We start from the raw sequence: 15877 nt of genomic DNA, 5'->3' as shown, positions 1-15877 counted from the left end.
GGGGGGGGGGGGGGGGGGGGGGGGGGGAGTGGGTTTGCCGCTTCGTATGTGATGTGTCGGTATTGTGTGCGGGTGTTGTGTGCCAGTGGCGGGGCCGGAGTTTAGCCGGCTATGCTGTAAGCCTTAACGCTAAAAATGCACTTGAGCATTGTGTGCAGTGGTGAAATAATTGCAGTTATGCAGAAAAAGGAACAGAGCCTTCGCGAACGCCGCCGCGAACAAACCTGGACGGCAATCCACGAAGCAGCCCTCAAACGCGTCCGCGACCATGGGATGCGCGGAACCACCGTTGAAGAAATCGCCCAGGAGGCGGGCGTCTCCCCGCGTACCTTCTTCAACTACTTCCCCTCCAAAGAGGACGCCGTTCTGGGTCTGCGTGAACCGGTGGTCAGCGAGGAAATCCTCGAAACAGACCGCGCCCACGAGGATGACAACACCATCATTCGTGTAACCCACCTTCTCTGGGAGGTCATTTTCCAGAGCTTCCACTACGCCAATGGCAAGGACCCCCGAGCTCCCTTTCAGGAGTTCCCCGAGTCCGCGAAACGAATGAAAATGCACTACATGAAGTGCGAACAGGTGCTCACCGATTACCTGAACACTATTGACTGGGTGGCTTTTGACGCGGCCGGTCGCCGCGGCCCCTTCCCGCGCCGAACCCCCGCTGACCCGCTGACCGATCACTTCCGGGAGCGATCACGCGCAAAGGTCCAGCTTGCCTCCGCGGTGCTTCGTCAGCTGGAGTTCGCCCGCGACCTGGAAGATAAAGAGGATATTGCCCGCCATATCCGCCAGACGGTGAAGACCTTCCAGTTCCTGCTTTTTGAGCAGAACCGACCGGCAATCTAGCGGCGGTTCACTGCTACAAACTACAAAAGCCCGCCGGAAACCGAATCCGAGGCCCCGAATCGAGGCAACCGAATCCAGAGCCCGGCGGACACTCACAACAGACATATAGAACGTAACTAAGGATTAAACGATGAGTACAGAGGAAAAGAATCTACCTCAGCCGCCAGCCGGTGAGGCTAAGCAGGAAAGTAAAAACCGCATCCGCGCCATGTTCCTGGGCCTGGTCATTGTGATGCTCATGTCCTCGCTGAACCAGACGATTCTGGCGCCGTCGCTGCCCACGATTGTGGGTGAGCTTCACGGCGTGGAGCACATGAGCTGGGTGATTACCATTTTCATCCTGCTTTCGACGATTACGATGCCGGTCTACGGTAAGCTATCGGATCAGTTCGGACGCAAGCCCTTCCTGATTTTTGCGATTGTCTCCTTCATGGCGGGCTCCGTGGTCGGCGCGCTCGCACAGAACATGAACTGGCTGATTTTCGCGCGTGCCCTGCAGGGTCTGGGCGGTGGCGGTCTGATGATTCTGTCTCAGGCTGTGATTGCTGATGTGATTCCTCCCCGCGACCGCGGCCGTTACATGGGTATTATCGGTGGCGTTTTTGCGTTCTCGTCGGTGGCTGGTCCGCTGATTGGTGGCTGGATTACTGAGGGGCCGGGTTGGCGTTGGGCGTTCTGGCTGAACCTGCCGCTGGCTATCCTGTCGATTCTTGCGGTGATTTTCTTGCTGCCGCACCGCCCGTTCCGTGACCGTGAGAAGCACAGCATCGACTACCTTGGTTCGCTGATTCTGATGGCGGGCACGAGTGCGCTGGTGCTTGCCACGATTTGGGGCGGTAACCAGTACGAGTGGACTTCGCCGCAGATTATTGGTCTGCTGGTCTTCTCTGTGGTTGCTGCGCTGGTGTTTATCCCGGTGGAGAACCGTGCGGCTGAGCCGGTCATGCCCATGTACCTGTTCAAGAACCGTAACTTCCTGCTGACCCTGGGTGCTTCGCTGGCGCTGGGTGTGGCAATGTTCGGTGCGGTGGAGTACATCCCGACCTACCTGCAGATGGCACTGGGTGTGAGCGCTACGGTGGCGGGTCTGCTGATGATCCCGATGATGGGCGTCATGCTGGTGGTCTCGATTGTGACGGGCCGCGTGGTGTCGAAGAGCGGTCGCTATAAGCGTTACGTGACGAGCGGTACCGCGATTGTGGCGCTGGGCCTGTTCCTTCTGTCGACCGTGAATGTTGAGACCCCGACCTGGCTGTTCTGTACCTACCTTGCGGTGATGGGTGCCGGTCTGGGCATGTCCATGCAGTTCTTGACTCTGATTGTTCAGAATGCGTTCCCGGTTAGCGTGGTGGGTACCGCGACGGCGTCGAATAACTTCTTCCGTCAGGTGGGTGCTACCGTGGGTGCCTCGCTGGTGGGTGGTCTGTTTACCTCGCGTCTGACCTCGCTGATTTCTGAGCGTATGCCGCAGCAGGCGCTACAGTCTTCGGGTAGCCATGCGTCGTCGTCTCTGACTCCTGAGCTGGTGGCGTCTTTGCCGGAGCCGGTGCACGGCATCATCGTGAATGCGTATAACGATGCGCTGATTCCGCTGTTCCTGTACCTGGTGCCGCTGGGCCTGGTGTCTACGCTGCTTCTGTTCTTCATCCGTGAGGATGCGCTGGCGACGACCCTGGAGACTGAGCCGGCTGTTGATATTGCCCGTGCGGCGACCGGTGCGATTCCGGTGATTACTCCGGAGATGGCGGCGAAGGATGCGCAGGCTCTGAAGAGCATGCAGGGTCCTAACCGCAGGACGATTGCTGAGTCAGTGAGCTCGGATGCTTCGCATGAGGCGGGCTCTTCGGAGGATGGCGGCTCCTCGCGTTCCTAGAACGAGGGATAACGAAAAGGTGCGCGCCGGAGGCGTTGCCTTCCTATATAAGCGGCGCCCCGGTGCGAGTCGTGTGCTCGTGCCGGGGCGCCGCTTTTGGTTGAGTTGCCTTAACCAGTGCGCTTAAGAGGTGTGCCTTAGTGCTTGGTTTAGGGGTTGGAAGTGTTGGTTTAGTCCCTTAAATAGTGGGTTTACGTGGTGTTTTGCCCCATTAAAGCGCTTATCGAAAAGGTTATTACGTCCCTATGTCGAGAGAATTGTTTCCGATGTAAAATTTTCGTAAAAATTGTTAATCCGCCCCTTTTCCCCGGTATTCCGGGGCATTTTTTTACCCAGCTCCCTTTTAGCTTGCATACAGGCTGTTCTAAGGGGTGAAAGTGCCCAATGTGGGTTTGGTGGAAGTGTTACAGGCTATATAAGATAAAGTACATATGCTCCTAGTGACAGTCATCACGAAGCAGTGCGCTAGGACAGCATGACACACATGCCTTAACACCGACATCTACACAAGGAGGGGAACCGTCCCATGTTTAGGTACATCCTCCAGCGATCGCTGACGTACCTCGTCATGGTCTTTATTACGACCACGATGGGTTACTTTGCAGCGGTTACTGCCCTGAAGCCTGCCCTCTTGGAGCAGGAAAAGGTTCCGAAGCCTAGCCCCGAGCAGGTGAACCGTAACTTCGCATCCCTGGGTCTCGATCCCGAAATGAACCCCTGGGACCGCTACGTTCAGTGGCTGACCAATGTGGTCACCAAGTTCGATTGGGGCCGTAGCCCCAACGGCGCGTACATTAACCAGGAATTTGGCCAGCGCGTGTGGGTTTCTACCCGCCTGCTGCTGGTGGCTACCATTCTCTCGATTGTGATTGGTATCGCCCTGGGTGTGTACTCGGCAGCTCGCCAGTACAAGTTCTCTGACCGTGTTATCACCGGTTACTCCTACCTGGTCTACATCATCCCCGCTCCCGTTGCTTACTTCGTGGTGCAGCAGGGCGCGACCACTATCAACAACATCGCCGTTGCTAATGGTGGAGAGAAGATTTTCTATGTGACCGGTATTTCGACTCCGGGTCTGACCGGATTCTGGGAAATCACCATGGATATGGCGGCGCACTACGTCGTGCCGACCTTCTGTATGACCATCTTCGGTTGGGCTGGTTACCAGATTGCACAGCGTCAGTACCTGCTCGATAACGTGAACGCTGACTTCGTGCGTACCGCTCGTGCTAAGGGCTTGACCCGTAACCAGGCGATTACTCGCCACGCACTGCGCGTCTCCTTCATCCCCGTGGCACAGTCCATCGCGTACCAGATTCCGATGATTTTTGCGGGTGCATTCTTCGCCGAGACCGTCTTTGCATGGCCCGGTATCGGTAAGTGGTCGATTGACTCCATTTCCGCGCAGGACGTGAACGCTGCGACCGTGACCCTCGCGTACGGTTCTGCACTGTTCGCTGTCGGTGCGATCATCGCTGATATCGCTACCACCATCGTCGACCCCCGAGTGAGGATCTCATGAGTCAGGTAACTGCAACTTCCTCCGTACCGGTGGTACAGGAGAACGGTGACTTCAAGGTCATCAACAAGAGCGTTATTATTCTGCGCCGCTTCCTGCGTAACAAGGCTGCAGTCTTCGGTCTGTGCGTGTTCATCGGCATGGGTCTGTTCGGTCTGTTCGGTAAGTACCTGACCAAGTACAAGCCCAACGACATTGACTACATGGCGCTGGGTGAAGGCCCCTCGGCCGAGCACTGGTTCGGTACCACCATCGCGGGTAATGACGTGTTCGCCATGATGTCTGAGGCCGTCTGGACCTCTCTCCAGATTGGTGTGGTCGTCGGTTTGGCCACTGTGTTCATCTCCGCAGTTTACGGTTGTGTGATGGCGTACTTCGGTGGCTGGATTGACAAGATTATGCTGTTCATCCTCGAGACCCTGATCATGGTTCCCTCGCTGCTGATTCTGGCAATTCTGATTAACGGTCAGGTTGGTAAGCAGATTCAGAAGAGCGTCCCCACCTGGGTTCTGCTCTCTGCAGTGCTGATTGCCTTCGGCTGGATGGGTAGCGCCCGTGTTATTCGTGCAATGGCGCAGTCCCTCATCAACCGCGACTTCGTGAAGGCTGCACGCTACATGGGTGTGCACCCCTTCAAGATTGTGATGCGCCACCTGGTTCCGAACATTGGCTCCCTGCTGGTTCTGAACTTCACCAGCGGCATCATGGGCGCTGTGCTCTCTGAGGTCGCTTACTCCTTCATCGGCATCGGTATTAAGTACCCCAACTACTCGCTGGGCTCGCTGATTTCGGATGCTTCGCAGCAGATTAACACCCTGCCGCACATGTTCTGGTTCCCGGTTCTGTTCTTCTTCCTGCTGGTTGGTCCGCTGGCCCTCATGAACGACGGTCTGCGTGACGCATTCGACCCGACTTCGATGTCGGTCGGTAAGATCAAGAAGTCCAAGAAGAACGAGAAGGCAGAGGCACCCGCTGCCGCTGCAAAGGAGGCGAAGAACTAATGAGTACCTCTCCCGTTCTGAGCGTTAAGGACCTCAACGTCCGCTTCAACACTGAGAATGGCGTCGTGCACGCTGTTCGCGGTGTGAACTTTGACCTGTACCCCGGTAAGACCCTGGGTATTGTGGGTGAGTCCGGTTCCGGTAAGTCCGTTGCTTCCATGGCGATCATGGGCCTGCACCCGACCACCGCTGACATCACCGGTTCGGTTAAGTACAACGGCACCGAGCTGCTGGGTCTGAGCGATAAGGAAATGTGCGCATACCGCGGCAAGGAAATCTCTATGATTTTCCAGGATCCGCTGTCCTCGCTGACCCCCGTGTACACCATTGGTGACCAGATTGCTGAGGTGCTCAAGGTCCACAACAAGGGCATGAGCAAGCAGGCTATCAAGGACCGTTCCATCGAACTGATGCGTATGGTGGGTATTCCTTCGCCGGCTGACCGCCTGCGTTCCTTCCCGCACGAGTTCTCCGGTGGTATGCGTCAGCGCATCATGATCGCTATGGCGATTGCGAATGACCCCCGCGTGCTCATCGCCGATGAGCCCACCACCGCACTGGATGTGACCATTCAGGCGCAGGTGTTGGAGGTTATGCAGAAGGCTCAGGAAGAGACCGGCGCAGCGACCATCATGATTACCCACGACCTCGGTGTTGTGGCTGGTATGGCTGACGACATTCTGGTGATGTACGCCGGTAAGCCGGTGGAGATTGCTAAGGCAGAAGACCTGTACAAGCATCCCTCCCACCCGTACACCATCGGTCTGCTGGGTGCGGTCCCGCGTGTGGACCGTTCCGAGAAGGTCTCCCTGGTACCCATCGAGGGTACCCCTCCGAACCTGATTAACCCGGTGACCGCGTGCTCCTTCCGCCCGCGTTGCCCCATCGCTAAAAGCGGTGGCCAGTGCTGCCAGGACTCCAACGGCGAGCCCGATCTGCAGCTGCTGGAAGGCGTTGGCGAGGGCCACTACTCCTCCTGCACCATCTCTCAGGAGCTGGTCGGTAAGACCGCAGACGAGCTGTACCCGGTTCCGGAGCCCCCGGTATCGAAGTACGACGGTATTCCGCGTGAGGAGCGTGCCCCCGTCCTGGAGGTCCGCAACGTCAAGAAGCACTTCCCGCTCATGAAGGGTGCGCTGATTAAGCGCCGCGTGGGCACTGTGAAGGCTGTGAACGGCCTGTCCTTCGACATTCGCGAAGGCGAGTGCTTCTCTATCGTGGGCGAGTCCGGTTGTGGTAAGACCACCACCCTGCTGGAAATCATGGAGTTCAACAAGAACACCGACGGTGAGATTCTGATTAACGGAACCTCCACCAAGGACGGCAAGTCCGCAGGTGAGATTCTTGAGCTGCGTAAGAACCAGCAGATGGTGTTCCAGGACCCCACCGGTGCTCTGGATCCGCGCTTCACCGTTTACGAGGTGCTTGCTGAGCCCCTGGAAAACCAGGGCATGAACAAGGCAGACATCAAGAAGCGCGTCATCGAACTGATGCACATTGTGGGTCTGCAGCCTGACCATGTGAACCGCTTCCCGAACCAGTTCTCTGGCGGTCAGCGTCAGCGTATCGGTATTGCTCGTGCGCTGGCTGTGAACCCCAAGCTGGTGGTTCTGGATGAGCCGGTGTCCGCACTGGACGTGTCCGTGCAGGCTGGCGTGATTAACCTGCTGGAGGAGCTGCGTGCAAACCTGGGCCTGAGCTACCTGATGGTTGCTCACGACCTCGCGGTGATTCGCCACGCATCCGACCGCGTTGCAGTGATGTACCTGGGTCGTATTGTTGAGATTGGTGACGTCGACCAGGTGTTCGACAACCCGATTCACCCGTACACCCGTGCACTGCTCTCGGCAATTCCGGTTCCGGATCCCGAGGTTGAGGCAAACCGCCACCGCATTATGCTTGAGGGCGACCTGCCCACTCCGGTGAACGCGCCTAAGGGCTGTGGCTTCTCGAGCCGCTGCCCGGTCTTCAAGCTCCTGCCTGAGGACAAGAAGCGTCGTTGCCTGGAGGAGATGCCGGAACTGACCCACGTTGAGGGTGAGGATCACGGTTATGCTTGCTACTTCCCGGAGGCTGAGGCCGCTACGGTGTAGCTCTAGAGTCGGCTGAATAAGTCGCATGTGTGCCGAGGGGCGAATATTCGTTGAATATTCGCCCCTCGGGTTTTTTATGCCCGGTATCGGCGGGCTTGTACGTTGTTCGAGATTGTCACCTAGTGAGACGCTGGGAGCCGCAGAATGTGGCGCTAGGCACTGAAACGCCCCAGGAAACAGGCAAAACCGCCCTGACTAGGTATAACCTTTCTCACCATTCAAGATATGAATATTTATGGGCGGGCTTTCCTGCGGGCTGTAAGCCATAATTAAGCCATGGGCGCGCCGCTAGGGGCGTACCCGAAGGAACACATTCATAGACCGGCACTAATTCATCGCTCACCGCACCCTTTGGGCGGCGCATGAGCAGGGAATCCTTGACGCTTTCCTGCGGGATTATTGAGGGTCAAACGTATAAGAGGACACTCTCATGGAGAAGAATTTCATCCTGAACCGTCGTACCGTTCTCGGTGGCGCTGCAGCACTGGGTACCGTGGGCGTACTGGCTGCGTGCGGCTCGTCCAAGGACTCCAAGGCAACCACCCAGGGTGCAACCGTGGGCACCGATGCCAAGGAGCTTTATGACCTTGGTGAGGCAGCTGTATCTGAGCTGAAGGATGGCGGCACTCTGCGCCTGGCTATTCCCGGTATTGGTCCGGACTTCAACCTTTTCAGCGCGGACGGCAACTCCCTGTACACCCAGACTGCTATGAGCCCCGTGGCTTACGCAGGCCTGTGGCAGGGTGACCCCATGGGTAAGCGCACTCTGGCTCCCGATTTTGCGAAGAGCTTCGATGTCGCCGAGGAAAACGGTCTGCCCGTTGTCTCCATTGAGCTGAACCCCCAGGCTAAGTTCAACGACGGTACCCCCATCGACTACAAGGCTCTGCAGGCTACCTGGGAGGTCCTCAAGAGCACCGATGGCGGCTACAAGATTGGTACCAGCGGCATCTACAGCAGCATTGCTTCCGTGGAGCGCGACGGTGATGACTTCAAGGTGAAGGTAACTTTCTCCGCACCTTACTACCCGCTGGAGACCCTCTTCGCTGGCATTATGCACCCGGCTCTGCTGGACAAGGAACTCTTCAACACTGGTTTCGTGGACAAGCCGCACCCCGAGTACTGGGTTGGTCCCTTCACCATTGCCGAGGGTGGCTGGAACTCTACCGAAAAGACCCTGACCCTGACCCGCAATGAGAAGTGGTGGGGTGAGAAGCCCGTTCTGGAGCGTATCGTCTTCCGTCAGATGGATTCCGCTGCTGAGCGCGCAGCATTCAAGAACGATGAGCTTGATGCGATTGGTGCTACTACTGTTTCTGCATACAATGAGCTCAAGGAAGTTGCTAACACCGAGATTCGCCGAGGCGCTCGCCTGTTCTCCGGTGGCGTGACCATGAACCCCGCCCGCATGCAGGATGTTGCTCTGCGTCGTGCTGTGGTTGCTGGTCTGAACCGTGAGGCTCTCGCCAAGATTCGTTTCCAGGGCCTGGATTACAAAGAGAAGCTTCCCGGCTCGATGATTCACATGCCCTTCAACGAGTACTACCAGGACGTTTACCCGACTCCGAACAACGATGCTGCTGCAGCTGCCAAGATTCTGGAAGAGGCAGGTTACACCAAGAACGGCGAGTTCTACGAGAAGGACGGCAAGCAGGCTGCCTTCAAGTTCTCCATCTTCGGTGAGGACCCCACCTCCAAGGCTGTCGGTCAGACCCTGGTTCAGCAGCTGAAGTCTGCAGGCATTAATGCTGAGCTTGACTCCCGTGCTGTTAGCGAGTTTAACAAGACCATGGCATCCAAGGATTACGACGCAACCTCTTCCGGTTTCGCTCCGAGCTCCCCGGATGCTACCGAGGCTACCGAGCAGTTCTACATGCGCCGTAAGCCCGAGGAAGCCGGTTCCGATGAGATCAATGAGATGATTGCAAAGATGAAGCTCATTGCTGACAACAAGGAACGCAACCTGGCTTGCAACGAGATTGAGAAGAAGCACCTGGCTGAGTTCGCAGTGCTGATTCCGCTCATCAACGGCCCCGAGTACAAGTTCGTGAAGAAGGGTCTGCACAACTACGGTGTGTCCCTCTTCCAGGGCACCGGCATTCACTGGGAGAAGGTTGGTTGGGCTAAGTAAGTCCTCTTCCCTTCACCTACTAGGTGATTAGCCTAGAGCTATTGAAAGTGTCCACCCGGATGATCCGGGTGGACACTTTTTGCATTTCTGGAGGGGGTGCTTTGGGTGTTTTTGTGTACCGATGCGGGGGAGCGGAAGTATAGCTATCCGATAAAATCCGAAAAATTCGCACAAAAACAGCGTATGCATAGTATGAACATTCAAAAAGCACGATAAATATTAAGAAATATTGTGAAAATGCTTGGTTTTTGTCTCGGGTAGGCGTTACAGTGGAGTTATACAAAGTTATGCAGTGTCATGCATAAATAATCATCACTTCGGGAATACGGGATATACCCGCCCGCATACAACAGAAGGAAACAACTCCCATGACCGCCAACACCGCATACACCGCGAGTAGCCACGAAGCGACCAAGAACAGCTTCAGCCGCCGCGCCCTTATTGGCGGCACCGCGGCTCTGGGAGCTGTCGGTCTGCTTAGCGCCTGTGGCAACGGCAGCGCAAGCTCCGAAAAGACCAAGGCAGCTGGCGCCGGTGCCAACATTGAAGACCTGTACGACATCAACGCTCAGGACGTAAACAGCCTCAAGAAGGGTGGCACCCTGCGCCTGCCCGCCGGTGCCATCGGCCCGAACTTCAACTTCCACACCCAGAGCGGTAACACCACCGATAACGTCAACGTTATGAGCACCATTAGCCAGGCGGGCCTGTGGAACCTCGACTTTGACGGTACCTACAAGCTGAACACCGACTTCGCTGTCTCCTTCGAGCACACCAAGAAGGATGACAAGATTCAGGTTGCGATTAAGCTCAATCCCAAGGCTGTCTTCACTGATGGCACCCCCATCACCTACAAGGCACTCCAGTCCACCTGGAACGTCTTCAAGAGCCTGGATAACGGTTACAACATCGTTGCTCCCGGTATCTACGAATTCGTTGAATCCGTCGAAAAGGGTGAAGATGACTACAGCGCAACCGTCACCTTCTCCAAGCCCTACTACCCGCTGCAGAGTCTCTTCTCCGTGATTCTGCACCCCGCACTGGAAGACGTCGAGCTCTTCAATAACGGCTTTGTGGATGCGCCCCACCCCGAGTATTGGGCGGGCCCCTTCACCCTGGCTAACAAGGGCTGGGACTCCACTGCGAAGACCTTCAGCGTTGTGCCCAATGACAAGTGGTGGGGCACCAAGCCCCTGCTGGACAAGATCGTCTTTACCCAGATGGAGTCCAGTGCTTCGCGTGCTGCGTTCAAGAACGACGAGATTGACGCTATCGGCGCGAATACCTCCTCCATTTACGCCGAGGTGAAGAACGTGGCAGGTACCGAATTGCGTAAGGGTACCCGCCTCTACGCCGGTGGTCTGGATATTAATCCCCGCCGCGTGAAGGATGCCGCCCTGCGTAAGGCAATCTTTGCCGGCACCAACCGTGAATCGCTTGCGAAGATTCAGTTCCAGGGCCTGCCCTACGAGGAAACCATCCCCGGTTCGATGATTCACATGCCCTTCTCGCCCTATTACCAGGACTCCTACCCGACCCCGAATAATAGTGTTTCGGAGGCGCAGAAGATTCTGGAAGCTGCCGGCTACACCAAGAACGGCGACTACTACGAGAAGGATGATACGAAGGCCGGCTGTGCCGTGGTGGTCTTTGGTGACGATCCGACCACCAAGGGTAAGGCCCAGACCTTCACTCAGCAGATGAAGGATGTCGGTATCGAGATCCGCATTGACCAGCGTGCCGATAGTGAATTCGCTAGCGTGCTGGGTAACTGGGATTACGATATTTCCTTCAGTGGCTACTCGGTCTCTGCTGACGCAACCGAGGGTACCAAGCAGTTCTACTACTCCGAGAACAATGAAGGTATCGGCAGCAAGGAAATCGATGCCCTCATCGACGCCATGACCCTCATTGAGGATGACAAGGAACGTAACCTTGCCTGTAACGAGATTGAGAAGAAGCACATGGCTGAGTTCGCCTTCCTGGGTACCATTACGAACGGTCCTGACTTCGTGATGGTCAAGAAGACCCTGGCTAACTATGGTCCGAGCCTCTACAAGACTACGGACTGGACCGCCGTGGGTTGGATGAACTCCTAATCGGTTCTGCCCTATGAGCGGGTCGAATGCGTATGCGCGCATTCGGCCCGCTTTGTTGTGCCCGCTGGCTATTTTGGGAGGCGGGGGAGGGGCGGGTGTGCAGAGATGTAGGAGGCTCTGGCAGCGTGCTCTGGCGGTGTGGATATATGCTCGGGCGTAATAATTTAGAAATATTTATCGTGTTGCGCACCTGCGGTGAGATATGTGGTGTACACTACTAAAAATATTAAATGTGGCTTAGGACATAGCTTTAAGTCACATTATTTTGCATGGCTTCACCTGCCCGCCCATCACCGCAGATAGCAGGCGCTCCTGCAGACGGACACCCCGCCTCCCGAGCATGCGGAGCCACCCACACTGCCAACACTGCATCAACGCAGTCCACACCCACAAGGAGCCCGTCATGAGCCCCCAGTCCCTCCCCTCCCTCTCCGGATTCAACCCCATCATGAGCCGCCGCGTACTGTTCGGCGGCGCAACCGCCGTCGCTGCTGCCGGCGTACTGAGCGCTTGTGGATCCTCATCCTCCAAGACCGAGCACAAGGCAAGCGAAACCCCGTTCTATGAAATCAACGAGCAGGACCCCTCGAAGCTCAAGCAGGGCGGTACCCTAAACCTGAGCACCTACTCCCTCGGCCCGGACTTCAACCGTTTCTCCCAGAACGGCTCCAGCACCTCCGTCTCCGAAACTATGGGCATTATCGCCGGTGCCGGCATCTGGCGCAGCACCTTCAAGGGTGAAGATGAGCTCGACCCCAACTACTGCCTCGGCTTTGAAGCGAAGGAAGTAGACGGTAAGATCACCGCCGAGGTTCGCCTGAACCCCAAGGCAGTCTTCAATGACGGCACCCCCATCGACATCGACGCTCTCAAGGCAACCTGGCAGATTCAGCGTGACCCCGAGGGGGCGTACAAGATTGGCGCTGCAGGTATCTACGAGTTTATCGAAAGCGTTGAAGCTATCGACGGCGACCGCTACCACGCACGCGTTGTCTTCAAGACCGCACACAACCCCGTCAAGGGTCTGCTCTTCGGCGGAATCCTGCACCCGGCAATGCTTGACATAAACCTCTTCAATGAAGGTTTCGTGGACAACCCCCACCCCGAGCTCGGTTGCGGCCCCTTCACCCTGGCACCCAACGGCTGGAACTCCTCCGAGAAGACCTTCACCGCTGTGCCCAACGACAAGTGGTGGGGTGACAAGCCCAAGCTGGACCGCATCGTCGTGCGTGAAATGGCAGACGCTGCAGCTCGCGCCGCCTATAAGAACGGCGAACTGGACGTCGTGGAAGCACGTACCCTCAGCGCCTACAACGAGATGAAGGACGTTGCGAACTCTGAGATTCGCCGCGGTCGCCGCCTCTTCGCCGGCGGTATGAACCTGAACGCACAGCACATCACCGATGTTGCTGTCCGTAAGGCAATCTTCCTGGGTATCGACCGTGGTGCTCTGGCAAAGATTCGCTTCCAGGGTCTGCCCTACGAAGAAGAAGTTCCCGGCTCGATGCTTCTGCTGAGTTCCTCCCAGTACTACCGTGACAACTACCCGGCACGTAGCCCGGAGGAAGCACGCAAGGTCCTGGAGAACGCAGGCTACACCAAGTCTGGCGACTTCTACGCGAAGGATGGCAAGACCATCACCCTGAAGCTGACTACCTTCGGTGATGACGCCACCACCAAGGGTCAGGCACAGACCTTCATTCAGAGCATGAAGGAAATCGGCATTAACTTCGAGCTCGATTCGCGTGCACAGTCTGAATTCTCGAAGGTTGTTGGTAACCGCGAGTACGACGTGAGCATTTCGGGCTTCGGCGTGAGCTCTGAGCCGACCAGTGCTGCCGAGTACTTCTACTCCTCGAAGAACTGGGACGGCGTCGGAACCCCCGAAATTGACGCTATGGTCGACGAGATGATTACCATCCTCGACGACGCTAAGCGCGCCGAGAAGTGCAACGAGATTGAGAAGAAGCACATGCGCGAGGTTTGCCTCTTCATCCCGTTCCTCAATGGCCCGGACTTCAAGGCATGCCGCCCGAAGCTCGCTAACTACGGTGCGTTCCTCTTCAAGAGCACCGACTGGTCTTCGGTTGGCTGGATGGCATAAGCCGCAGTTTTAAGCTCCCCGCCCCTATACGTTTTCGCAGTGTCGTATAGGGACGGGGAGCTTTTTCTTTTGGAAAGTGCAGATCGGTTTAGCTGCCCGTCGATGCGCTTTTAATGTGTAACGATTCTCAAAGCGCCGGATGTGACGCGCTCGCATGCTGATCGAACACAATATTTTATTTTTTAGTTTTTATGCATGTGTTCCGTGTAATGACGCGGGCTGAAGATACCGTATGCATCATTTTTATACGCCGTACGGTTTGTGTGGAGGTTGGAATGTGGTCTGCGCCGCTTCTTTTGGGGGTATACTGTGTTTCAATCACAAACAATGTGGGGGCTCTCACAAGGGTGATCGGCAGAGGCTTCGTCGCCACTGCAAAAACTGGCGCACAACATCGTGCGCCATACGAAGTACACCCGAGCCCTCCGGCACGAGGAGAACACATGACTCATCTGCGTATTAACCGCCGTACCCTGCTGACCGGCACTGTTGCCCTGGGTACCGTTGGCCTGCTGGCTGCGTGCGGTGGCGGTTCGGATAAGAAGATTAGCGGTAAGGCTGCTTCGAGCACCGAGGAAATCGTCAAGAACCTCGAAATCAACAAGCAGGACCGCTCCTCCCTCAAGCAGGGTGGCGAGTTCCGCGGTAGCGTCTCTGCAGTCGGCCCGAACTTCAACATTCTGACTCAGAGCGGCTACACCACCGAGAACCTCACCGCATTCGGTGGCGCCTGCAACATCCCCTCCGCTATCGGCTTCACCTCCCTGAGCCCTGCTGGCGAATACAGCCTCAACGACGACTATGTCAGCGACTACAAGGCAGAGACCGTTGGCGGCGTGCAGACCATCACCTTCAAGCTCAACTCTAAGGCTGTCTTCAATGACGGCACCCCCGTTGACATTGAGGCAATCCGCGCCGCGTGGACCGTCTATCGCAACCCCGATGACGGCTACAACGTCATCGCCGCTCCCTTCTGGCAGCAGGTAGCGTCCATCGACCCCGTGGATGGCGACAAGACCCGCGTCAAGATCGTTATGTCCAAGCCCCTGTACCCTGCCGAGACCCTCGGCCTGCTCGGTCTGCACCCCGCACTGACCGACAAGGAGCTCTTCAACAACGGCTTCGTGAACAAGCCCATGGATCAGTACTGGTCCGGCCCCTTCAAGATTGGCGAGTGGAACTCTTCGGCTAAGACCCTCACCCTCGTGCCCAACGACAAGTGGTGGGGCGAGAAGCCTCTGCTGGACCGCATTATCTGGCGTGAAATGGGCGACGAAGCAGAGCGCGCAGCGTTCAAGAATGGCGAGCTGGACAGCATTGGCTTCGCTGGCCTGGCAACCTACAATGCTGTCAAGGGTCAGCCCGGTGTCCAGATTCGCTCCGGCCAGAGCGTCGGCGTGATCAACCTGCAGTTTAACCCGACCCGCGTGACCGACACCGCCCTGCGCCGTGCAGTCTTCGCCGCGGTTGACCGCTCCCAGCTGGCTAAGGTCAAGTTTGGCCAGATCAACTGGGAAGAGCCTCTGACCGGCTCCATGATTGCTATGCCCTTCCAGAAGGGCTACCAGGACGCTATGCCCACCAACCCCGGCGCCGAGGCTGCGGCAAAGATCCTGGAAGCAGCAGGCTACTCCAAGAATGGCGACTACTACGCCAAGGACGGTAAGACTGCAGGCTTCTCCATCACCTACTTCGGTTCGGATGCAACCTCCCTGGCTCAGTTCCAGAACCTTGAGCAGCAGCTCAAAGCGGCAGGTATTAAGCTCGAGCAGGACAACCAGCCGCAGTCCCAGTTCAACTCCGTGATGGGCTCTAAGCAGTACGACTGCGCCTTCTCCGGTTGGGGTATTGGTGCTGACCCCGCAGATAGCGTTCAGTACTTCTATACCAGCGAAATCAACGAGGGTGTGGGCGATCCTGAACTGGATAAGTTCATCGCGTCCATTTACGAGAAGGAATCCCACGAGGAGCAGCTGAAGATGGCTGCTGAGGCTGAGAAGCAGCACATGGAGAAGGTTGCTATTTACTTCCCCTACGCTAACGGCCCCAGCTACGCAGCTGTGAAGGAGAAGCTGGCTAACTACGGTCCTTCCCTCTTCGCAACCAGCTACACCGACCCCAAGCGCTGGACCAATGTGGGTTGGCAGAACTAAAGCCACAGGTTAATTTTCTGGATTCCTATTCGGTAGTTTCTGAATTTTTGGAGGC

At 56.8% G+C, this 15877-nt stretch carries 9 protein-coding genes; all 9 read left to right on the top strand.

What is annotated here, in order from left to right; genetic code table 11:
• Nucleotides 1–177 precede the first annotated feature (177 nt).
• Nucleotides 178–849 carry a TetR/AcrR family transcriptional regulator gene (locus HMPREF2682_RS08760; RefSeq protein WP_239662189.1) on the top strand — a complete coding sequence of 224 codons (672 nt, stop codon included), beginning with the start codon at nt 178–180 and terminating at the stop codon, nt 847–849.
• 130 nt (nt 850–979) lie between these two features.
• Nucleotides 980–2722, top strand: coding sequence for an MDR family MFS transporter (locus HMPREF2682_RS08755; RefSeq protein WP_049357828.1), 1743 nt, complete (start codon nt 980–982; stop codon nt 2720–2722).
• A gap of 526 nt (nt 2723–3248) precedes the next feature.
• Nucleotides 3249–4244: an ABC transporter permease gene (locus HMPREF2682_RS08750; protein WP_005507218.1), complete on the top strand. Its 996-nt coding sequence runs from the start codon at nt 3249–3251 to the stop codon at nt 4242–4244.
• Nucleotides 4241–5242 (top strand): ABC transporter permease, encoded by a 1002-nt coding sequence (locus HMPREF2682_RS08745; protein ID WP_005507216.1) that lies wholly within the window; start codon nt 4241–4243, stop codon nt 5240–5242. Before HMPREF2682_RS08750 ends, HMPREF2682_RS08745 begins: the two co-directional genes overlap by 4 nt.
• Complete coding sequence (locus tag HMPREF2682_RS08740; protein WP_070833346.1) at nt 5242–7335, top strand: ABC transporter ATP-binding protein; 2094 nt, start codon at nt 5242–5244, stop codon at nt 7333–7335. Before HMPREF2682_RS08745 ends, HMPREF2682_RS08740 begins: the two co-directional genes overlap by 1 nt.
• 430 nt (nt 7336–7765) lie before the next feature.
• Nucleotides 7766–9466: an ABC transporter family substrate-binding protein gene (locus tag HMPREF2682_RS08735; protein ID WP_070833343.1), complete on the top strand. Its 1701-nt coding sequence runs from the start codon at nt 7766–7768 to the stop codon at nt 9464–9466.
• Nucleotides 9467–9834: 368 nt separating this feature from the next.
• Nucleotides 9835–11565 (top strand): ABC transporter family substrate-binding protein, encoded by a 1731-nt coding sequence (locus HMPREF2682_RS08730; protein WP_070833340.1) that lies wholly within the window; start codon nt 9835–9837, stop codon nt 11563–11565.
• Nucleotides 11566–11968: 403 nt separating this feature from the next.
• Complete coding sequence (locus HMPREF2682_RS08725; RefSeq protein ID WP_070833338.1) at nt 11969–13669, top strand: ABC transporter family substrate-binding protein; 1701 nt, start codon at nt 11969–11971, stop codon at nt 13667–13669.
• A 443-nt stretch (nt 13670–14112) separates the two neighbouring features.
• Nucleotides 14113–15822, top strand: a complete 1710-nt coding sequence (locus HMPREF2682_RS08720; RefSeq protein ID WP_070833335.1) for an ABC transporter family substrate-binding protein — start codon at nt 14113–14115, stop codon at nt 15820–15822.
• The last annotated feature ends 55 nt before the right edge of the window (nt 15823–15877 follow it).

It is taken from the genome of Rothia sp. HMSC061D12, assembly GCF_001836735.1.
Classification (GTDB): domain Bacteria; phylum Actinomycetota; class Actinomycetes; order Actinomycetales; family Micrococcaceae; genus Rothia.
This window is presented reverse-complemented; position numbering and strand designations above follow the sequence as displayed.